The sequence below is a fragment of the Caballeronia grimmiae genome (assembly GCF_000698555.1).
Classification (GTDB): Bacteria; Pseudomonadota; Gammaproteobacteria; order Burkholderiales; family Burkholderiaceae; genus Caballeronia; species Caballeronia grimmiae.
Map to the genome: position 1 here is coordinate 1 of NZ_JFHE01000041.1, position 21,490 is coordinate 21,490.

13 protein-coding genes and 1 pseudogene are annotated in these 21,490 nt (G+C 65.7%); 11 read left to right on the forward strand and 3 right to left on the reverse strand.

Annotated elements, in window-relative coordinates:
* The 7 genes and pseudogenes from BG57_RS26085 to BG57_RS26110 all read left to right on the forward strand — a co-directional run.
* The coding region (locus tag BG57_RS26085; protein WP_035969658.1) for an AMP-binding enzyme at positions 1–349 on the forward strand (349 nt) is incomplete at its 5' end.
* A 20-nt stretch (positions 350–369) separates the two neighbouring features.
* A complete protein-coding gene (locus tag BG57_RS26090; RefSeq protein ID WP_035969709.1) occupies positions 370–834 on the forward strand; it encodes a MaoC family dehydratase in 465 nt (154 codons plus the stop codon).
* Between the two features lie 28 nt (positions 835–862).
* On the forward strand, positions 863–2,542 hold the full coding sequence (locus tag BG57_RS26095) for an alpha/beta fold hydrolase (RefSeq protein WP_152562705.1): 1,680 nt from the start codon (positions 863–865) through the stop codon (positions 2,540–2,542).
* 30 nt (positions 2,543–2,572) lie between these two features.
* Positions 2,573–3,394: a poly(3-hydroxyalkanoate) depolymerase gene (gene phaZ, locus BG57_RS26100; RefSeq protein ID WP_229753924.1), complete on the forward strand. Its 822-nt coding sequence runs from the start codon at positions 2,573–2,575 to the stop codon at positions 3,392–3,394.
* Positions 3,395–3,473: 79 nt separating this feature from the next.
* Positions 3,474–5,276 (forward strand): acyl-CoA dehydrogenase, encoded by a 1,803-nt coding sequence (locus BG57_RS26105; protein ID WP_035969712.1) that lies wholly within the window; start codon positions 3,474–3,476, stop codon positions 5,274–5,276.
* A gap of 349 nt (positions 5,277–5,625) precedes the next feature.
* A pseudogene (locus tag BG57_RS34345) lies at positions 5,626–5,763 on the forward strand (IS5/IS1182 family transposase); the annotation flags it as partial.
* A gap of 653 nt (positions 5,764–6,416) precedes the next feature.
* Positions 6,417–8,075, forward strand: coding sequence for a hypothetical protein (locus BG57_RS26110; RefSeq protein ID WP_152562706.1), 1,659 nt, complete (start codon positions 6,417–6,419; stop codon positions 8,073–8,075).
* A gap of 293 nt (positions 8,076–8,368) precedes the next feature.
* On the opposite strand, the gene BG57_RS26115 is transcribed toward BG57_RS26110, so the two are convergent.
* The 3 genes from BG57_RS26115 to BG57_RS26125 all read right to left on the reverse strand — a co-directional run bounded on the left by BG57_RS26115 (position 8,369) and on the right by BG57_RS26125 (position 11,872).
* Complete coding sequence (locus tag BG57_RS26115; protein ID WP_081850991.1) at positions 8,369–9,934, reverse strand: outer membrane protein assembly factor BamB family protein; 1,566 nt, start codon at positions 9,932–9,934, stop codon at positions 8,369–8,371.
* Positions 9,935–10,329: 395 nt separating this feature from the next.
* A complete protein-coding gene (gene arsH, locus BG57_RS26120) occupies positions 10,330–11,052 on the reverse strand; it encodes an arsenical resistance protein ArsH (RefSeq protein ID WP_035969664.1) in 723 nt (240 codons plus the stop codon).
* Positions 11,053–11,431: 379 nt separating this feature from the next.
* Positions 11,432–11,872: a diacylglycerol kinase gene (locus tag BG57_RS26125; protein WP_035969667.1), complete on the reverse strand. Its 441-nt coding sequence runs from the start codon at positions 11,870–11,872 to the stop codon at positions 11,432–11,434.
* A gap of 231 nt (positions 11,873–12,103) precedes the next feature.
* On the opposite strand from BG57_RS26125, the gene bcsB reads away from it, so the two are divergent.
* Genes bcsB through bcsE form a run of 4 tightly spaced genes read left to right on the forward strand, consistent with a single transcriptional unit; the run spans position 12,104 to position 21,488 of the window.
* Positions 12,104–14,422: a cellulose biosynthesis cyclic di-GMP-binding regulatory protein BcsB gene (gene bcsB, locus BG57_RS26130; protein WP_035969670.1), complete on the forward strand. Its 2,319-nt coding sequence runs from the start codon at positions 12,104–12,106 to the stop codon at positions 14,420–14,422.
* Between the two features lie 3 nt (positions 14,423–14,425).
* Positions 14,426–15,613, forward strand: coding sequence for a cellulose synthase complex periplasmic endoglucanase BcsZ (gene bcsZ / locus BG57_RS26135; protein WP_052006007.1), 1,188 nt, complete (start codon positions 14,426–14,428; stop codon positions 15,611–15,613).
* Positions 15,610–19,563 carry a cellulose synthase subunit BcsC-related outer membrane protein gene (locus tag BG57_RS26140; protein WP_371875856.1) on the forward strand — a complete coding sequence of 1,318 codons (3,954 nt, stop codon included), beginning with the start codon at positions 15,610–15,612 and terminating at the stop codon, positions 19,561–19,563. The genes bcsZ and BG57_RS26140 overlap by 4 nt, the downstream gene beginning before the upstream one ends.
* 17 nt (positions 19,564–19,580) lie before the next feature.
* Positions 19,581–21,488 carry a cellulose biosynthesis protein BcsE gene (bcsE, locus tag BG57_RS26145; protein WP_035969674.1) on the forward strand — a complete coding sequence of 636 codons (1,908 nt, stop codon included), beginning with the start codon at positions 19,581–19,583 and terminating at the stop codon, positions 21,486–21,488.
* The last annotated feature ends 2 nt before the right edge of the window (positions 21,489–21,490 follow it).

Sequence of the window (21,490 nt, forward strand, 5' to 3'; positions counted from 1 at the left end):
CAAGGACGTGATCAAGTCGGGCGGCGAGTGGGTGTCGTCACTCGAAATCGAAAGCCTGATCTCGCTCTATCCGGCAGTCTCAGAAGTCGCGGTGATAGGCGTCAAGGACGAGAAATGGGGCGAGCGGCCGGTGGCGCTCGTGGTGCTGAAGCCCGGCATTACGCCCGCTGCATCGGGGGATGACATCCGGAACCACGTGCTCGCGTTCAGCGAAACCGGGCGAATTTCGAAGTATGCGGTGCCGCAAATCGTGAAGATCGTCGATCAGCTCGACAAGACGAGCGTCGGCAAGTTGAACAAGAAGCGGCTGCGCGAACAGTTTGCGCAATCGCTCGAACGGGAAGCATGAGCATGAGTACGGCCACAAGCATGACGACGCGCGGCTATCGCGTCGCGACGATCGAAGACTTCGTCGGGCAGGAACTGGGCGTGTCGGAATGGGTGATCGTCGATCAGGCCCGCATCGACGCCTTCGCGCAATGCACCGGCGATACGCAGTGGATTCATCTCAACGAAGAGCGTGCGAAGCGCGAGAGCCCGTTCGGCGGCACCATCGCGCACGGCTATCTGACGCTTTCGCTGCTGGCGGCGCTCGCGATCGAAGTGGGCGTCGTGCCCACGGATGCATCGGCTGCGCTGAACTATGGCATCGACAAGGTGCGCTTTATGACGCCCGTTAGATCCGGCGCACGCGTGCGAAGCCGAGTCGTGCTGACGTCCGTCGAAAGAAAAGGCGGTGGTCGCATTCTTTTGAAGACCGGCAACGAGTTGCAGATTGAAGGCGAGGACAAGCCCGCCCTTATCGCAGAGACGCTGGTCATGATCCTTGCATGATGGAGTGCGCAGAGAAATGGCATCAGACATGACGAATTTGAACGACGACATCGCCGCGCGCGCAACCGATGGCATGCCGGGACCGAATCCGTTCGTCGGGCTGCGGCCCGTCGACATGCTCGCGGCGGCAGGACAGATTGGCGCGCAGGCGGTCCTTCATCCCGCGCTGATGATGCGGCAGACCACGGCGTTTATCCGGGATCTCGCATTGGCGGTGAGCGGCAATGCAGCGCCCGCGCCGCAGCCCGGCGACAAGCGCTTCGCTGATTCCGCCTGGCGTGAACAGACGGTGTATCGCACCACGATGCACGGCTATTTCGCGTGGCGCGATGCGCTGACCGGCCTGGTCGAAGGTTCCGCGCTCGATCAGGCGAGCAAGGAGCGCGCGCAGTTCGTGCTGTCGCTCATGACGGACGCACTGGCCCCGACGAATACGCTCGCCGGCAATCCGGCGGCGATGAGGAAGCTGGTGGAATCGAACGGTGCGAGTGTCGTCGCCGGAATGAAGAACATGCTCGGCGATGCGCTCCGCAACAAGGGCATGCCGTCGCAGGTCGACAAGCGCGCGTTCAAGGTCGGCGGCAATCTCGGCGCGTCTCGCGGCGCCGTGGTGTTGCGCAACGAAGTGCTCGAACTCATTCAGTACGAGCCGACGACGCCGACGGTTCACGCGCGTGCGCAACTGATCGTGCCGCCGCAGATCAACAAGTTTTATATCTTCGATCTGGCCGCGAAGAAGAGCATCGTCGAGTATCTGGTCGACAACGAGTTTCAGGTGTTCGCCGTGAGCTGGCGCAATCCGCGTGAAGCGCACCGCGATTGGGACATGGATACCTACGTCGCGGCGCTCATCGAAGCGATCGACGCGGTGCGCGACATCACCGGACAGGCGGACGTGAATCTGCACGGCGCGTGCTCCGGCGCGATGACCATCTCCGCGCTGCTCGGCCATCTCGCGAGCCGTGGCGACACGTCGGTTCATGCGGCCACGCTGATGGTTGCAGTGCTGGACAACGCATCGCCGTCGCAGCTCGGACTCTTCACGACGCCGGAAGCCGTCGAACTCGCCAAGCGCAACAGCAAGGCGAAAGGCGTGCTGTCGGGCGACGACATGGGCCGCGTCTTTGCATGGATGCGTCCCAACGATCTCGTGTGGAACTTCTGGGTCAACAACTATCTGATGGGCGAAGCGCCGCCTGCCTTCGACATCCTCTATTGGAACAACGACGCGACGCGTGTGCCGGCGAAGCTGCACGGCCAGTTGCTCGATATCTTCACGCAAGGCCTGCTGACGAAGCCACGCGCGTTGACCGTGCTCGGCACGCCGGTTGATTTGTCGAAGGTCGAGTGCGACACCTATGTGATGGCCGGCATGACCGATCACATCACGCCGTGGCGAGGCGTCTACGACACGGCTCGCGCGTTCGGCGGCAAAACGCGCTACGTGCTGAGTTCGAGCGGTCATATCCAGAGCCTCATCAATCCGCCCGGCAATGCAAAGGCGAAGTTCTTCCATAACGATGCGCTTCCCGACGATGCCGACGCATGGCTTGCCCGCGCGACGGCGAAAGCGGACTCGTGGTGGAGCGACTGGCGCGACTGGCTTGCCGAACGGTCGGGCGAACGCGGCGCGGCGCCGAAGGCGCTCGGCAACAAGCGGCATAGGCGGCTGGACGATGCGCCGGGCCGCTATGTTCTCGAAGCGTGAACCAGGAAGCTCATGACACGGATAACAACGATGCGCACGATGAACATACGGACCGTCGATATCGACGGACAACGCATTCGCGTCGGCATCTGGGGTGGCAGCGATGCTTCGCCGCCGCTCGTGGTGTTCAACGGCATCGGCGCAAATCTCGAACTGATCCGGCCGTTTGCCGAGGCGCTCGGCGATGTCGAAGTCGTGATCTTCGATATTCCCGGCGTGGGTGGATCGCCTGCGCCGCTCATGCCGTATCGCTTCTCGACGCTCGCCGCGCTGACCGACAAGCTGCTCTCGACGCTCGGCTACGACGGCCCGGTCGATGCGCTGGGCGTGTCGTGGGGCGGGGCGCTCGCGCAGCAGTTCGCGTATCTGTATCCGGTCCGATGCCGGCGGCTCGTGCTGGCCGCGACATCGCCGGGCGTCATCATGGTGCCGGGGCGGCTGTCGGTGCTGTCGAAGCTGGTCGGTGCACGGCGCTACCGCGATGCAGATTATCTGCGTGAAGTCGGCGCGGAGATTTACGGCGGCGCATATCGCCGCGACCCGGCTTTGCTCGAAGAACACGGACGGCATATTCAGGCGCCGGGCGGCCGCGGCTACCTGTATCAGCTATTGGCGACATGCGGATGGAGCAGCCTGTTTTGGCTCGGCGCGTTGCGCCAGCCGACACTGGTCATGCATGGCGATGACGATCCGATCGTGCCGCTCGTCAACGCACGGGTGATCGCGAGCCGCATCCGGCGGGCGACGCTTCATGTGATCGAGGACGGGCATCTGTTTCTCATCACCAGGACGGAGGAAATTGCGCCGCTCGTGCGCGAGTTCCTGCTGGGCGCGCAGATCGAAGGACGTTAGGCCTTCATCGAATCGTCGAAATCAACCACTGAACATTTGCAAGTGCGGCGCGATGCGCGCTGCGAACACGGAGACAACGATGAGCTACACCCCTCCCGTCAAGGACATGATGTTCGTGATCGAGAATCTGGCCGATATCGCACGCGTGAGCCAGCTACCCGGTCTCGCCGATTCGAATCTCGACACCGCCGGCGCGATCCTCGACGAAGGTGCGAAGCTCGCAGCCGAAGTCATCGCTCCGCTCAACGCGCTGGGCGACCAGCGGCCGAGCACGTGGCATGACGGCCACGTAAAGGCCACGCCAGGCTTCGGCGATGCATACCGCCAGTACGCGGAAGGCGGCTGGCAGGGCATCAGTCATCCGACCGAATTCGGCGGACAGGGCTTGGCCAAGCTGATCGCGTCGCCGTGCATCGAAATGCTGAACGCGGCGAATCTCTCGTTCGCGTTGTGCCCGCTGCTGACCGATGGCGCGATCGAGGCGTTGCTGATCGCGGGATCGGACGAACTGAAGGCGCGCTATCTGCCGAAGCTGATCGAAGGCACGTGGACGGGCACGATGAATCTGACCGAGCCTCAAGCGGGCTCGGACCTGTCGCTGGTGCGCTCACGCGCGGAACGTCAGGATGACGAAACATATCGGATATCGGGCACCAAGATTTTCATTACGTGGGGCGAGCACGATATGGCGGAGAACATCATGCATCTCGTGCTGGCGCGCACGCCGGATGCGCCGGAGGGCGTAAAGGGCATCTCGCTCTTTGTCGTGCCGAAGTTTCTAGTGAACGATGACGGTTCACTCGGCGCGCGCAACGCCGTGCAGTGCGTGTCGATCGAACACAAGCTGGGCATCAAGGCGAGCCCGACCGCCGTGCTCCAGTATGGCGACAACGGCGGCGCGATCGGCTATCTCGTGGGCGAAGAGAATCGCGGCCTCGAGTACATGTTCATCATGATGAACGCCGCGCGCTTTGGCGTGGGGCTGCAGGGCGTCGCGCTGTCGGATGCGGCCTATCAGAAAGCCGCCGCCTACGCGCGGGAACGGGTGCAGGGCCGTCCTGTCGATGGCAGCGGCGCACGGGCTGTGGCGATCATCGATCATCCCGATGTACGGCGGATGCTCGGCACGATGCGCGCCATGACCGAGGGCGCGCGTGCACTGGCGTACGTCGCGGCGGCGCACGCGGATATCGCCAATCACGACGACGATGCGGCGACGCGCGCCCGGCATCTCGCGATCCATGAGTACCTCGTGCCGATCGTGAAAGGCTGGAGCACCGAAATGGCGATCGACGTGACGAGCCTTGGCGTGCAGGTTCATGGCGGGATGGGGTTCATCGAGGAAACGGGAGCGGCGCAGTTCTATCGCGATGCCCGCATTCTGTCGATCTATGAAGGCACGACGGCCATTCAGGCGAACGACCTGGTGGGCCGCAAGACGATGCGCGACGGCGGCGCGGCGGCGCAGGCGCTGCTGACGGAGATCGACGCGACGCTTGCGTCGTTGAGGACGATCGATGCGGGGAACGCTGCGCGTGTTTTCGACGCGATGCATCGCCGGCTGGCGGACGGGCGGGACGCGCTTGCTAACGTCGTGACGTATGTGCTGGAGGCGGGCAAGCGGGATCCGCGTGCGGTGTTCGGGGGCGGCGTGCTGTATGTGAAGCTCGCGGGAATCGTGCTGTCGGGGTGGCAGATGGCGCGGGCGCTGATCGTTGCGCATAGCAAGCGCGCGGATGATCCGGGGTTTTACGGGGCGAAGATCGCGACTGCGCACTGCTTCGCGGAGTATGTGCTGACGCAGGCTCGTGGGTTGGAGTCGGCGATTGTTTCCGCGCGAGGGGATGATGCGGTGTTTGCGATGGCGGCGGAGGACATTTAAGGGGCCAAGTGCTCTGTTGGCGGGAAGCGGGCTCGTTGGGCTAGATTTAAGGTGGCTCTCGGACGGGTGATGAATAAGCTGACCGGTGCGTCGGCGGAACAGGCAGGATGCGCAAGTGTCCGAGACCGGCCGATTCTGTTGAAAGACTCGCCGAATCGGATGTCGGTTGCTTGCCCTCGATACATTGGGTTACGGAGCGCATCGCATGATGGGTCGTCAAGGCGGCGTGCAAGACAAACGCTTCTAGTCGCTCAACCTTGGCGATCACGTGCCGCAGACGCGCTTATTGCGCGGCATTGAGCGGGAGTTCTAGCTTCACGGCTTGAGGGAGCATCTCTGACCTCACTACGCGTATCGCTGGTTTTGTCGGCTCGGTCTTCAAGATCCCGTGCCTAACTATTCGGCCTTTTCGAAGGACCGGCATGGCCGGTTCCGAGACAGCGACGCCTTGCGGCATGCATTCGAGTCGGCTTCGCGTCGCTGCATGAATGTGGTGGGCCGTCCCTTCGATTCGTCCAACCATCTAGGCCGAGAAGTAGCGTTTCTCAACTGAATCGGTAGACGTCGGCCGGTGGCCCTTCGACAAGTGGGCGCTCGACGATGCGTCGGACGCGGCGCATTGTTCCAATCGCCGTGCTGAGAAACGATTCGCCCCTGCGCTACTCGCCAAGCCAGTGCTTGCACAACGTTGAGACAGGACTCTTGCTTGTGGCAGAGCTGAATGTGATGTGAGGCGGTTCAAACAGACTGGCTTCGCCGCTCCATTCCGTCTATAACGCCGAGATCAGAGGTCGTGACGTGCCGGCTGACATGACTCGACGCGGCTGGTCGCCTGGCTTCATCTATAGCCATGAAGCTCTGATTGAATCCGACCGTACCAATCTTCGTGTTAGTGATTTTTATGGTCTCAGGCGATACCTTTAGGTAAGGCGGATCTGCAAGATGCCGCAATTCACGACGATTCCATTCGGTAATAAGAAATAAGTCAGAGGTACAACTCAACAACGGAAGCAAGTGTCGCCACGGTGCTGCAGGTTGGCCACGTTCTCTGCAAGGACAAATATAGTGCCAGTAGAACAAGTGGAGACAGCGCAAAGGGTGAGCACTCGTGAGCGTCCGTCCGCGCAAGATGGACTCAGTTTGCGCAACTGGGCCGCCTTGCTAATCGGACTAAGTACCCTGTCCTTGGCGATTACCGGCTTCACGATCGGCAATAACAACATCTTCCATATACCGATCCTGGAGGGCTCGTGGCGCGAACCTCAATTCGCGCATGATGCCTTCATGCAGTCGCTACGTTATTTTTCTTCCGGTTTTTGGCTGATGCAGGCGGGGATCGCTGACGACAGCAATGTGCTGAAATATTTCCTGCCATGGCTGTTCATTTCCCGACTGGTCTTTTTCGCTGGCATTGGCTCCTGGATCGCGGTCTTGGGGCTGAAGAGGCGAACGCAGATCGTGATTTTCATGCTGCTGAGCGCGGTCATCAGCTTGCTGCGCGGCGAATCTTTCGCCGGAGATGGCGGAATCGCTATCGGTCAATTCACCCACTCGGAACTGGGCAACGGCTTGAGCCTGATCGCGCTCGCGCTGGTGTGGCGCCGCTGCTATGGCTGGGCGCTGGCCTTCGCGGGGCTGGTATTTTTCCTCAACGTCTTCATGGCTGTGTGGCTCGCTCCACTGATCGCGACGATGGTCGTGCTGCAATGGCGAGAACACCGGCTGAGCCTTAGCCTCCTGATGCGAAAAGGCTGGCCTGGCTTGCTAGCCTGTGTCGTGCCGGGCGTCCCAGTGTTGACCAGCCTCGCGCTCAATCCCGAATTGGGGAAAAGGCCGGAGTACGATTACCGAGTGTTTCTGCTCGAGCACTGGCCTGATCACTTCCTGGCGATGCACTTGGCTGTCATGCAATACGTTGGCTTCGTGATCGTTGTCGCCACGGCCATCGGCTCGGCATTGCAGTTGCCGCGCGACCAGGCGCGGCTGATATGTTCGTTGACGGGTGTGATGCTGGCAATCTGGACAATCGGCGCGCTTCTGCCCCTATTCACTAGCTCGCCCACACTGTTCAACCTTCACTTGCTGCGCTCGACGACGTATCTGCAAATATTGGCCGGACTTGCGCTCGCGGCCCTCATTACGCGGTGGATGACCTCGGCGAATGAGGCCGATCGTTTTTTATGGGCGCCTATCCTGGTGCTATCGGTGGTGGTCAAACCCATCGGCGCTGCGGCGCTATTTCCGGTGCTAGCGATGCGGAAGGCCTGGCGCCCCGGCACGCGGCTCGCCAGCCCGATCGTGGCGGCACTGCTTCTAACGCTGAGTAGCGCTGCAACCGTGGCCCTGATCGTTAAGCAATATCGTCGGGATTCATACGCCGCCGCAAAACGGGCGGACTGGCTGGCCCTGGCTAGCTGGGCCAAAGCCAACACGCCTCCTGATACGGTCTTCCTTTTGCCGGTGATGCGGCTTCACGACCGCAGCCCCTTGCCGACGGCACCCGCACGCATGACGGATCTGCTGATCGGCAGCGAGGTGTTTCCCGCGATGTCTCACCGCCAGGTATGGGTGATGGGCAAATATGGCGCGGCGGCGCAGTGGCTGCCCAGCTACTACCCAATTTGGCACGAGCGCATGGTGGGCAGTCTCCTTGCCACGAGCCTGTCTGAACGCCTGACCTACGCCCGCAGTAATGTTATCGGCATGGTGGTGGACGATTGCGGTGCGGCGGGCAGCAATGTTCCAGTCTATCGGTCGGGAAAACTCTGTGTCTTTGCATCGAATCATGCAGAACGGTGAATGAGCGAGGGCAGATGGGAGCCTTCGTAGTCGAGGCGGAAGGCCGCAACGATTCGCTTGCCGCCGATCGCATCAGGCAGCACCAGCGACAAAGTCGCGTCATATGCTCAACGCGTCCGAGGCAGCAGGATCTTGCCGTCGCCGGCAATCTGCTCGAGGCATGCTAGCGTCACTGAATCAGTGAACTATGCACGTACCTGCCACCTGTGCATCGGATGCGTAGTGTTCTGCAGAAGCACCAGACACGATGAATCCCGCGATGTCCACAAACACGAAATCCATCACGTTTCCGGCTACAAGCCATAAGCACGAATCTTGTGATCGAAGCCCGCAACGAAGAGCTGTCCGTTGACGACTGTCGGCGACGTGAAGATACCTCCCGTCACACGATCCGCTTGGGGCAGATTGTTGGTACTCCACAGCTGTGAGCCACTCTGTGCATCGACGGCGAAGACCTCGCTTCCAATGCCGTCGGCGTAATAGACAACGCCGTTCGCGACGATCGGTGAGATTGCCGGGTTCGCTCCTGCCGAGTTCACGCCCACGGGCAGATTCCATGCGATCGCGACCGAGCAGTCCGACTGAATCGACAACGCAACGAGGCCGTGCCGGACGAGGCCCGTACTCGAATCGACCGGATTCGCCAGATAAATTCGATTGAGCGCCGGATCGAATGCCGGCAAGCCGATGAAACCTCCCGACGGGGTGCTGCGGCCTATCTGAAACGAATAGATGGGACCGTCGGCAAGCGTATTGCGGTCGTAGATGTGCAGTATGCCGGTCTTCTGCATCGCGGCCAGCATCGGATGGCATGCGGGGGTCTGAAAGAGCAGGGGCGTTGCGCCAAAGTCCACGTCGACGGTCGTCGAGAGCGGCGGCGCATTGGCCGCATCGATCGTCAGGTAGGGCGTGAGCCTGACGACGTGTTCGGCGTAAGAAGAGTTCTGCGTATCCGCAAAGGCGTTGCCGGTGGCCGTGTAGATCCATAGGCCGTTCGGCGAGATGGATACACCGCCCGGACCCCAGATTCCGCCTCCATCGGGACCGGTCTCGCCGGTCGTGTACCACCTTTGCAGTACCGCGAGGTTCGCGGTCGAGACACGCACGATCTGACCGTGGTAAGGCCGCCTGTCGCATGGGCCGGCGGTAGTGACGTAGATGTCGGAGCCGCTCAGCGTGGGGCTGCCGAAGACGATCGTCCGCGGCGAAGCGTTCGCTGCGTCGAGCAACTGAGTCCACGGCATGACGTCGGCGCCCGTCGACAGGTCGAGCGCGTGCAGGAAGCCGTAGCCCGTGACCACGTACATCCGGTTGGTGTTCCGGTCGAGCGTCGGCGTGCCGATCGTGCCCACGAAGCCTTGCGACGCGTCGAAATTGCCACAGCTCGTTTGCACCGTAGGCGCCTGCACGCTCCAGATGATCGCGCCGGTCGCTGCATTCAGGGCCACGATTCGGCCCGACCACGTCGCGGCATACACGACATCGGTCGGTTTGCCGTTGATCTGGACTCCCGTGACGAGCGTCGGCTGCGTGGTGATGGGACCGCCTATGTCGGTGGCCCAGTGCGCGCGTAATTGCGATACGTTGCCTGTGTTCAACACGCGCTCGACCGCGTTGAACCCGGAGCGCTGACGATCCACTCCGAATGTCGGCCAGTCCGTTGCATCGATGAGCGCGGCGGCGCCTGGAATCGTCGACGCCGTGTTCCTGCTTAATTCAGGACTCGCGACGAACGGTGGGTCCCTGCGAGGCGCACTTCCGCTTCCGGCACCCTGGGCCAACGCCGCAGTCATCGATAAAGTGGACGCCATGCCGAGAAGCACCGCGAAAACGCGATGCGCGCAGTCGATTCGTTTCATGCCACACCTCTCGAGCGAGACAGTACCCGGATGCAACGGTCTGTGGGATATGAAAGAGCAAAGCGCGCGCACGAGCGCCACAGGTTCAGCGTGTCGGCTGTGCGGGACGGTCGATGTCCGCGCGAGCAACGGCGTGCAAGCGCGTCACCTTGTTATAGCAGGTCTTACGGCGATGCGTTGACCGCTTCAGGTCTGGACATTCGTCGATAAAACGAACGTGCGCGGATTTGCGTCCTGGCTCATGCCGTTATCGCGGCGAGGTTCGATGCAACCGCTGGTCGGAGATGAAGATGCCGCTTAGCGAGCGAGCTTCGAAGGCTGCACACGCGGCACACAGGCGAGCCGTGAATCACGGAACGACGCTGAACTTGAGGGCAAACACGGATACGCTGCGGTCAGATGGCCGATTGATTTACCCGCTTCATCAACGCCTCGGCGCTCTCCTTGCGTTCGCTATACCGGTCTACGAGGTACGGACCAATGTCGCGCGTCAGCAGCGTGAATTTGACCAGTTCCTCCATGACGTCCACGACGCGGTCGAAATATGCTGAAGCTTTCAGGCGGCCCGCTTCGTCGAACTCCATGAACGCCTTGGCCACCGACGACTGGTTGGGAATGGTCAGCATGCGCATCCATCGTCCAAGCACGCGCATCTGGTTGACGGCGTTGAACGACTGCGAGCCGCCGCTGACCTGCATCACCGCGAGCGTCTTGCCCTGGGTCGGCCGCAACGCTCCGACCGAAAGAGGAATCCAGTCGATCTGCGCCTTCATGATGCCGGTCATTGCGCCGTGCCGCTCGGGCGAGCACCACACCATCCCTTCCGACCACAGTACCAGCTCGCGCAGCTCGGCCACCTTGGGATGGGTCTCCGGCGCGTCGTCCGGCAACGGCAAGCCGCTCGGATTGAATGTGCGCACTTCGGCGCCCATCGCCGTGAGTAAGCGCGCGGCTTCTTCGCTCAGCAGACGGCTGAACGAACGCTCGCGCAGCGAACCGTAGAGCAGCAGGAAGCGCGGAGGATGGCGCGAGGCTTCAACAGGCTGCAGGCGATTGATGTCGGGTACCCGAAACAGCGCTGGATCGACCTGCGGGAGATCATTGGTGAGATCGGACACGTTTTCCCTCTGTGATTATTTCCGTATTGCTCGGGCGCGCTTGTACCAGTCCGGAGCGAGGCGCCGTTGGCTGCCGTATCAAGAGTCGACGGGCAACGATCGGTGTATACCGGAGAGAGACATTACACGAGCCATCTGCGCGGATAATGCGTAGCTTTTTCGCATTTCGGGAAAGGCTTGCAAGGTACTTCCGCGCTTCGAACGGACGCAACAGTGCGGCTTGACTGAAATCGGACGTAGTCACAGGCCCAGGCACTTTGCGGCTCAGCGAGCCACATTGCACATGATGACGCTTGCCCGCGCACATCATCCCGCCACGCCCCCTCAAGTTTCCCCATCCCCCGCCGACATACAGATCAGTCACGTCGACACGCGCGCGTCACAGATGCGTGCTCAGCCATCGCCACGCATGCGGGCCGCAGATCATGCCCCAGGTCATCGCGCTGATCACGATCGACACGGTGACCGCCGCGCTGCCGCAGTCCTTCGCCCGCCCGGAGAGCTCGTGCCGTTCCAGCGAGATGCGGTCGATCGTCGCCTCGATGCTCGAATTGATCAGCTCGACGAGCAGCACCAGCAGCACCGACGCCGCGAGCAGCACGCGCTCCGCCGTGCTCACCGGGACGAAGAAGGCGATCGGCAGCAGCACGATGGCCGCGCAGGCTTCCTGACGGAACGCGCTTTCCTCGCGCCAGGTGACGGCGATGCCGTCCCACGAGTGACGCAGCGCAAAGAGGCCGCGCAGCAGCCCGCGCCGTTTGACGATGGCGCTGCCGGTGGCGGAAGACGGTGACTTGGATGATGGAGTTGGCCGGACCATGACGCGACGTGGCGGTTATTTGTTTGAAGGATGCCCGAGTTGAACCGAACTGTCCGACATTATGCGTTTGTTCCGCCCGCTCTTCGGCAGCACGGGCGCGGAAATTCATCCCGAAGCGCCAGCTCCGCCCAGCCAGCCGCGCCGGCCAGCCAGCCGCTCGCCGGCAACCGTCGCCACGATGCCACACATCCGCCGCGCGGCGCGCGCCCCCGACTCCTCCCCGATCTGCCGATGAAATTCGCCGTACGCTTCTGCCTGTCGCTGGCAATGGCCGCCCGCGCGCTCGATGCCGCCGCGCTGCCCGCCGCTGTTCCCGCATCGCCCGAAGCGCCGGCCAGCGCCAGTGCCGCCGCCGTCGCCGTTAACGGGAACGCCAACGCCAACGCCAACGCCAACGCCAACGCCAACGCCAACGCCAACGCCAGCGCCACGACCATCCACGTCCCGTTCTCCGCGCTCGGCGCGTGGCAGCCGCTGCAGCTGCGCGGCCTTGAAGACGCGCGCTCAGTGGCGCTCGGCGTGCGGCTCGACCGCGTCGTCACCGGCGCGCGCCTGCGTCTTCGCTATACGTATTCGCCCGCGCTGCTCTTCCCGCTGTCGCACGTGAAGGTGTCGATCAACAACGAAGTCATCGCCACCGTGCCGTTCGACAAGGAGCACGCCGGCTCGGTCGTCACGCAGGACATCCCGCTCGATCCGCGCCTCTTCACCGATTACAACCAGTTCGGGCTGCGCTTCATCGGCCATTACACGCTCGATCACTGCGAAGATCCCGCGAACACCGCGCTGTGGGCCGACGTCAGCCCGGCGAGCGAATTCATCCTCGATACCGCGCCGATCAAGCTGCCGAACGATCTCGCCCTGTTGCCCGCGCCGTTCTTCGATGCCCGCGACGTCAACCGCCTCACGCTCCCGTTCGTGCTGCCCGCATCGCCCGACACCGCGACGCTCAAAAGCGCGGGCGTGCTCGCATCCTGGTTCGGCTCGCTCGCCGATTACCGGCAGGCGCGCTTCCCGGCGCTCGGCGCGTTGCCCGCGAACGAGCACGCGGTCGTCATCGGTACGCGCGACCGCTTGCCGGCTGGTCTCGACCTGCCGCGCATCGACGGGCCGACGATCCTCGTCGCCGATAACCCCGGCTCCGCCGATCGCAAGCTGCTGATCGTGACCGGCCGCAACGCAACGGAAGTCGATCAGGCGGTCTATGCGCTCGTGCTCGGCCGCACCGCCATGTCGGGCGCGTCCGCGAAGGTCGAGCGCGTCGACATCGGCAAGCCGCGCGAGCCCTACGACGCGCCGCGCTGGATGCCGACCAACCGCCCGGTGAGCTTCAAGGAGCTCGTCAGCGATACGTCGCAACTGCAGGTGTCGGGAAGCGCGCCCGACGCGATCCGCCTCAATCTGCGCGTGCCCGCCGATCTGTTCTCGTGGAACTCCGCGGGCGTGCCGCTGAATCTGAAGTACCGCTATACCGCGCCGACCGTGCAGAACAACTCCGCGCTCGCCGTCGATATCAACGACCAGCTCGTGAAGTCGTTCCGCCTGCCCGTCGCCAAAGCCGACGACAGCGAGGGCCGCATCCAGTTGCCGCTGCTGTCCGGCGCGAACAGCGGCGCGGCCAACGCGCTCGACATTCCCGCGTTCCGCGTCGGGAGCTCGAACCAGTTGCAGTTGCGCTTCAACCTCGATTCGCAGAAGACCGGTCTGTGCGCGGGCGTGCCGACCAATCCGGCGCGTGCGGCCGTCGATCCCGATTCGACCATCGACTTCTCCGGCTTCGTGCATTACGCGCAGATGCCGAACCTCGCGTACTTCGCGAACAGCGGCTTCCCGTTCACGCGATACGCCGATCTCTCGCAAACGGCCATCGTGATTCCCGACCGTCCCGCTCCGAGCGAACTCGAAGCGATGCTGACGATGCTCGGTCACATGGGTCAATGGACCGGCTTTCCGAGCCTGCGCGTGACGATCGCGCGTCCCGGCGACGTGCCCGCGCTCGCGCAGAAGGATCTGCTCGTGATCGGCGGTGCGCCGTCGTCGCCGGTGTTCGCACGCTGGCGCGATGCGCTGCCGCTCAGCATCGGCAATCCGGCCGCGCAAAAGGACGGGCTCGCGCGGGCGGCGTTCTCGATTCAGGAGCAGTGGCGCGACGGCAAGCGTGTCACGCACGGCGGCGCATCGCTCGATCAGAGCGGACCGCTCGCCGCGCTCATGGGCTTCCAGTCGCCGGGCGCGGAAGGGCGCAGCGTGATCGCGCTGGCCGCGACCGACCACGGCCGTCTCGGCGACCTGCTCGACGTGCTCGAACGGTCCGAGCGCATCACGCAAGTGCAGGGCGACGTGTCGCTCGTGCGGCGCGGCGGCGTCGACAGCATGCGCGTCGGCGAGAGTTATGTCGTCGGCTATGTGCCGTGGTACGCGAAGCTGTGGAGCCACGCGGTGGAGCATCCGGTGCTGCTCGGTCTGTTCGGCGCGCTCTCGGGCCTGCTGCTCGCCGTCGCCGCATTCGCCGCGCTTCAGGAACTGGCCTCGCGCCGCAAGGGGCTTTGAGCGATGACTTCCGTTCTTCGCTGTCTGGCCGGCGTGATCGCGATGGCGGCGCTCGGCGTGGCTCTCGCCGCGAACACAAGCGCGGGTGAACTCGCCGCGCAAGGCGAGGGCGCGAGCGCGCCGCTCGTCTGTCAGCCGTCGTGGCCGCGCTGGGATGCTTTCAAGCGCGGCTTCGTCTCGAAGGACGGCCGCGTGATCGACGTCGGCTCGGCCGATGAACGCACGGTGTCGGAAGGGCAGTCGTACGGGCTCTTCTTCGCGCTCGTCGCCAACGACCGCGCGAGCTTCGACACGATCCTCCACTGGACCGAAGACAAGCTCGCCGCCGGCGACCTCACCGCGCGTCTGCCCGCGTGGCTGTGGGGCCGCGACGCGTCGGGCGCGTTGCGTGTGCTGGATACGAACGCCGCCTCGGACGCCGATCTGTGGATCGCCTACGCGCTGCTCGAAGCGGGCCGCGCGTGGGGCGAGCGCAGCTATACGGCGCGCGGCGCAGCGCTCGCGCGGCGCGTGCTGGACGAGGAAAGCCCGATGGCGCCGGGCCTCGGCCTCACGCTCTTGCCCGGCCCGGCAGGGTTTCATCCGTCAGCCGATGTGTGGCGCGTGAATCCCAGCTACGCGCCGCTGCAGGTGATTCGCGGCATCGGCGCACGGCTTGCGGACGATGCGCGCTGGCCGCGCCTCGCCGCATCGTCGGCGCGCATGCTGATCGATTCCGCGCCGCGCGGATTCTCGCCCGACTGGGCGCTGTATCGGGCCAATCACGGTTTCGAGCCGGACGGCGATACCCAGGCCGAAAGCGCCTACAACGCGATCCGCGTCTATCTGTGGGCGGGCATGCTGGCCTCGTCCGACGATGCGCGCGCCGGTCTCCTGCAACGCTTCGCCCCGTTCGCAGCCTACATCGGCGAGCACGGTGCGCCGCCCGAGCGCGTCGATACGCGCACGGGCCGCGCCGGTCCGAACGACGGCAACGCGGGCTTCTCCGCCGCCGCCGTGCCGTTCCTCACGGCGCTGGGCGAGACGCGTCTCGCGGACGCTCAGGCCGCCCGAGCGCAAGCCGAAACCGCGCCCGGCTATTACACGAGCGTGCTGACGCTGTTCGGCCTCGGCTGGCGCGAGGGACGTTACCGCTTCGCGGCGGACGGCGCGTTGCAGACGGCGGCATCGCAATGCGGAGGCATCCGCTGATGCGCGCGCTTCGCACGAAACCGGGCCGGTTGCGGGCCGCGCTGATGTCGGCGAGCGCCGTGTGCGCGGCGCAGCTGCCGGCGCTTACCGCGCACGCCGCGATTCCCGAGGCCGGGCGCCATGCCGGGGCGCAAGCCGATGCGCCTGCGCTGCCCCCGATGGCCGAACGCCTCTACGGCACCGCGCGCGCGTGGGCGAACCGGCATCGCGACGATCTCGCGTTGCAGGCCATCGAGAAGGCGTTGCTGATCGCGCCGAACGAGCCGCGTCTGCTCGCGGAACTCGTGCGCATTCAGTTGCGGCTCGGCCAGGCGCAGAAAGCGCAGGCGACGATCGTGCGCCTGAAAGCCGCCGCGCCTGGCACTGTCCTCACGCGGCAAGTCGACGACGAATACCGCGTCGCGGTGAGCGGGCGTCAGGAGATGGCGACCATCCGCCTGCTGTCGCGCAGCGGCCAGTCGGAAGAAGCCGCGCGCCGCCTGAGCACGCTGTTTCCGAACGGCGCGCCGTCCGGGGCGCTGGGCGCCGAGTACTATCAGATGATGGCCGCGACGCCCGCGCGGCGGAACGAGGCGCTCGATGCGCTGCATCGCCGGGTCGCCGCCGATCCCGACGACGTCGACGCCGCGCTGACGCTCGCCCGGCTGCTGGGCGCCAGCGACGCGACGCGCGCCGAGGCGAACCGCATCGCGTGGAAGCTGGCGACGCACACCGACGCCGACCGCAAAACGGCGCTCGACGCGTGGCGTCACGTGCTGCAATCGGCGGGCGCGGATACCGCGTATCTGCCGGCGCTGCGCGCGTATCTCGCGCTCGTTCCCGACGACGCCGAATTCAAGGACCGCGCCGACCTGCTCGACGCGCGCATCGAGGCGCAGAAGAAGCTGGAACGCGATCCGGATTACATCGCGCAACAACGCGGTCTTGCGGCGCTGACGCGCGGCGATGTCGCGGCGGCCGAGCCCTTGCTCGCGCGCGCTGCCGCCGCCCGCCCGAGCGATGCGGAAGCCGTCGGCGGTCTCGGTCTCGTGCGCATGCGCGCGGGCCAGCGCGACGAAGCACGCGCGTTGTTCGAACGCGCAGCCGCGCTCGCGCCCGACAACCGCGCGAAATGGCAGAGTCTCGCGCGCACCGCGCAGTTCTGGGGCACGCTCGCACACGCCCGCGACGCCGCGAGCGCGGGCAAGCCGGCCGATGCCGAACGCTACGCGCGCGAAGCCCTCGCGATGCAGCCCGGCAATGCCGACGCCCAACTCATGCTCGCCGATGCGCTGCTCGCGCAAGGCAACTGGCGCGCCGCCGAACCGATGCTGCGCGCCCAGCTCGACGGCCCCGCGCCGAGCCTTCCTGCGCTGCGCAGCACGCGAACGCTGCTCGAAAGCACGGGCCGCGGCGATCAGGTCGCGCCGCTCATCGAAGCCCTGCAAAGCCGTTTCGCCGATGCCGGCGATCGCCAGAGCCTCGTCGCGATGCGCGCGGATCTCATCGCGGCCAACGCGCAACAACTCGCCGAGCGCGGCCTGAACGGTCCGGCGGCGCAGCAGTACGAAGCGTCGTTGCGCGTCGCGCCGGATCAGCCGTGGACGCGCTTCGCGCTCGCACGCATCTATCAGAACCTGGGCTTGCCCCAACTGGGCCGCGCCGTCATGGACGACGGCCTCGCGCGCACGCCGACCACGCCGATGCGTTACGCGAGCGCGCTGTATCGCAATTCGACGGACGATCTCGCCGGCGCACGCGCCGCGCTCGCATCCGTGCCGGACACCGAACGCACCGACGCGATGCGCGCGCTCGCCCGCAATCTCGACGCCCAGCAGGCGTTGATCGATGCCCGCGCCGCCTGGGCGCGCAACGATGCGGCCACGGCTCAGGCATCGCTCGATCGCGCGCAGTCCGCTGCGTCCGATGATCCGAACATGCTCGCGTCGATCGGCTCGCTGTATATCGATCACGGCGAGACGGCGCGCGGTCTCGCGCTGCTGCGCGACTGGATGAAGGCGCATCCCGAGGAGACCGACGCCGATGTGCGCCTGCGCTACGGCGATCTGCTCGGCGCGGCGAGGCGCGAAACGGAACTCGCGGATGTGCTGGCGCAAGTGCGCGGCGCGGCTACGCTGACGCCGCGCCAATCGGAACGGCTCGAAGATCAGTCGCTGCGGATGGTGCTGCGCCAGGCCGACGACGCAATCGCCGCGGCCGACTACGCGCGGGCCCGCGCGCTGCTCGCCACCGTGAGCGACACTGGCCGCCGCGACAAACGCTATGCGTTCGAAGTGGCGGATCTTGCCCGCGTGCAGGGCGACTTCGCGGCGGCGCGCGCGGCGCTCGCGCCGGTGCTGGCCGCATCGCCCGACGATGCCGAAACGCAGCTTTCGCTTGCACGCGTGCTGGGCGACAGCGGCGGCAGCGGCGAGCGCAAGGACGCGCTCGCGATCGTGCGCCGCGTGGTCGATGCCGCGCCGCCCGACGACATCGACACGCGCCTGTCCGCCGCCCGCCGTCTGTCGGCGCTGCGCCGTCCGCAGGACGCGCAGGGCATCGTGCAACCGCTGCGCACCGCGTATCCGGCGCGGCCGGACGTGACCTTGCAGGCGGGACGCGTCGCGGAAGACCTCGGCGATTACGCGGATGCGGCGTCGCTCTACCGGCTGTCGATGGATCAGGAGCGTGCGGCGGGCATCGCGCCCGCGTTCGGCACGCCCGCAGGCGCAATCCGCCCGACGCCCGCGCAATCGGCCTTCGACGACCTCGGCCAGCGCCGCAACCCGGAAGTGGAGACGGGCTGGATTCCCGCGTACAAGTCCGGCGATGCGGGCGTGTCCGAGTATCACGCGCAGCAAGTGCCGTTGTACGTGCAGATTCCGTATCGCTACGACGGCCATTTCTTCGTTCATGCCGATGCGGTGCATCTGGACGCGGGGACGCTCGATATCAGCGGCCTCGGCGGATCGACGGTGCCGTTCGCCGTCAACACGTTCGGCACGACGGCGGGCTTTTTCAGCGATGCGGCGGCGCTGCGCAGCTATGCCGCGGGCGCAGTCACGTCCGGCGACCTGCATCAGCACGCGAATGGGCTTGGCGGCGGCGTCGGCTACGTGTCGGACACGTGGCGCTTCGACCTCGGCTCGACACCGCTCGGCTTCCCGGTGCATTACCTCGTCGGCGGCGCGCGTTACCGGTTCGATGCGGGTCCGGCTAGCTTCTCGGTGTCGGCGTCGCGCCGAGCGGTGACGAGCAGCGAACTCGCCTACGCGGGACTCACCGATCCGCTCACGCATACCGTCTGGGGCGGCGTGAGGCGCGACGGCGTGGATTTTCATGTGGGCGCGGACATCGGCAGGATCGAAACCTTCGCGGATATCGGCGTCGGCGTGCTGACCGGGCGCAATGTCGCGAGCAACCAGGAATTCACGCTGCGCACCGGCTTCACCGTGCCCGTGTATCAGCGCGCGACGATGCGCGTGCGGACCGGTCTCGTCGGCAACGCGTGGCACTACACGAACAACCTGCGCTACTACACGTTCGGGCAAGGCGGCTATTACAGCCCGCAGCGGTATCTGTCGCTCGGCGTGCCGCTGGAATTCATGGGCAAGCGCAACGGCTTCATGTGGGACGTCACCGTGACGGCCGGCGTTTCGAACTCGTACGAGAAGGATTCCCCGTACTTCCCGAACGGGCTGCCGACGGTGGCGGGACTTTCGCCGGTCGATATCAGCCAGCTCAAGTTCACGGGCGGCTCGACGCAGGGCGTGAGCTTCTCGTATGGCGTTGCCGCGACCGTCGAGTACCGGCTGAATCCGCAACTGGCCATCGGGGCGCGCGTGAGCATCGATCATTCGCATGACTACGCGCCCAGCTCCGGCATGGTCTACGCGCGCTTCGCCTTCTCGGCGCGCAAGGACGATTACCGCATCAGCCCGTCGCCGGTGCGGCTGTATTCGAGTTATTGACCGGCGGCGGAAAACGAATGAGCACTGACTTGAACCCACCGAAAAGCGCGGCCGTGCAGCCGGATGCCGCATCGCCGCGTGCGCCCGGCGTGCTGTCGGCGCTCGCACAGTTCGCGCGCGCGCGTCTCTCCCGCGCTGCCGATACGCCCGCCCGCCTCGGCATCGATGCTTTGCCGGACGATCTCGCCACGCTTGAACACGGTGCGCTGTACGCGGTGCAACTCGCGCCGCGCTCGCCCGAATGCGATGCGCTGATCTGGGAAACGGTGCGCGCGGCGGGCGAACGCCCCGTGACCGTCGTGCTGGCGCGCGAACGCGCTCAGGCCGCCGCGCGTCTTCGCGAGCTCGGCTTCTCGGGATCGGCCACGCCGGGCTGGCCGCGCCGGCTGAACGTGCTGGCGATGCCCGACGAGCCGGTTTCCCGCGACGATGCCGCTCCGAACCGCGAAGCGCCGCCTGCGCTCGCGCGCCTCTTTGGCGGCTTGCGTGCGTTGCGACGCTTCGGCTTGCGCCGCGATGCGCTTTTCATCGTCGAAGGTGCGCAACGCTGGTTCACGTGGACCGATCCGGCGGCGCTCGCGCGTGAAGCACGCCTGCTCGCCGACTGGTGCGCGACACAGCGCATCACGATGCTTCTGCTGCTCGGCGACGATGCCGCCGCGCCTGAATCGGATGTATCGCCGGATTTCGACGAAGCCAGCGACAAGCCGAGCGGACGCGAACTGAACGGCGCGTGCGCGGGCGTCGCGCGCGTGCGGCGCACGGACGGCGAACTGTCGTGGCAAGTCGATTTCTGGCGCGCGGGCAAGGCGCTCGTCACCGGCGATACGCGCGCGCTGCGCTTCACCGCCGAGGGCCGGCTGAGCGTCGCGTCGCCGGAATCGAAAAGCGCAGCGATGCGGATTGCGCACGACGAAGACCGCGTCGTCGTGTGCCGGGCCGTGACCGGCGATGAGCCGTGGGTGCCGCGCAACTGGGAACTGCTCGACGACCGAGACGCCGTCGTCGCCGCCTGCCGCGATGCGCGCGCCGCGACGGTCGTGCTCGCGCATCACAACGGCGCGCAACTGGAACAACTGTGCGAAGCGGTGCATGCGCTGCGGCGCCGCAGCGGGCGCGCGCTCAAGATCGTCGTGGTGGAGCGGGGCGAATTCCTGCGGCATCAATATGAACTGCTGATGCTGAGCCTCGGCGCGAACGCGGTCGTTGGCCGCGACACGCCGTTTTCGCGGCTCGAATCGATGCTGCAGTCGGTGCAGGGCCAGCTCTACACGCGGCCGCTGATGCCCGATTACCGCACCGCGCTCGCCGCATCGCTCGCCGATGCCGCGCTCGGCTATCTGAACGTCGCCGCGTTCTGCGCGCAGGCGCAGGCGGCGCTCGCACGCGGCGCGATGCTGCGTCTGCCGCACGTGCTCGCGAAGCTCGCGCTGCCGCCCGCGCTCGCTCACGTCGATGCGCTCGGCCAGTGCCGTCCGCGCCGCGCCGGCGACGTCTTCACCGCCGATGCGGCGCATCTCTACGTCTTTCTCTTCGGCTGCCGGCGCTCGGACGCCGACGCCGCGCTCGCGCGCATCTTCACCGCGCCGGTGGACGGCATCGCGGAGAAGGTCACGTATCTGTCGAACGAGGGCATCGCGGCGGAACTGGACGCGCTCGACGCCGCGAACCGCCGCACCCCGGCGGCGGACTACAGCGATCTGTTCGCGGGCCCGACGCCCGCCGACCAGGCTGCGTCACCGGCTGCCAGAGCGGCGGAACCGGAGTCCGTGCGACGCGTGCGTGCCGAACTGGACGCGCTGCACGACGTGCTGGAACACGAGGCGCGCGGGCATCGCGCGGATTTGACCGTCGCGGCCGAAGCCATGCCGCGCGTGCGTCGCGCGGTGCCGGCCCGTATGCCGGTCGCCGGATCGAGGAACTGAGA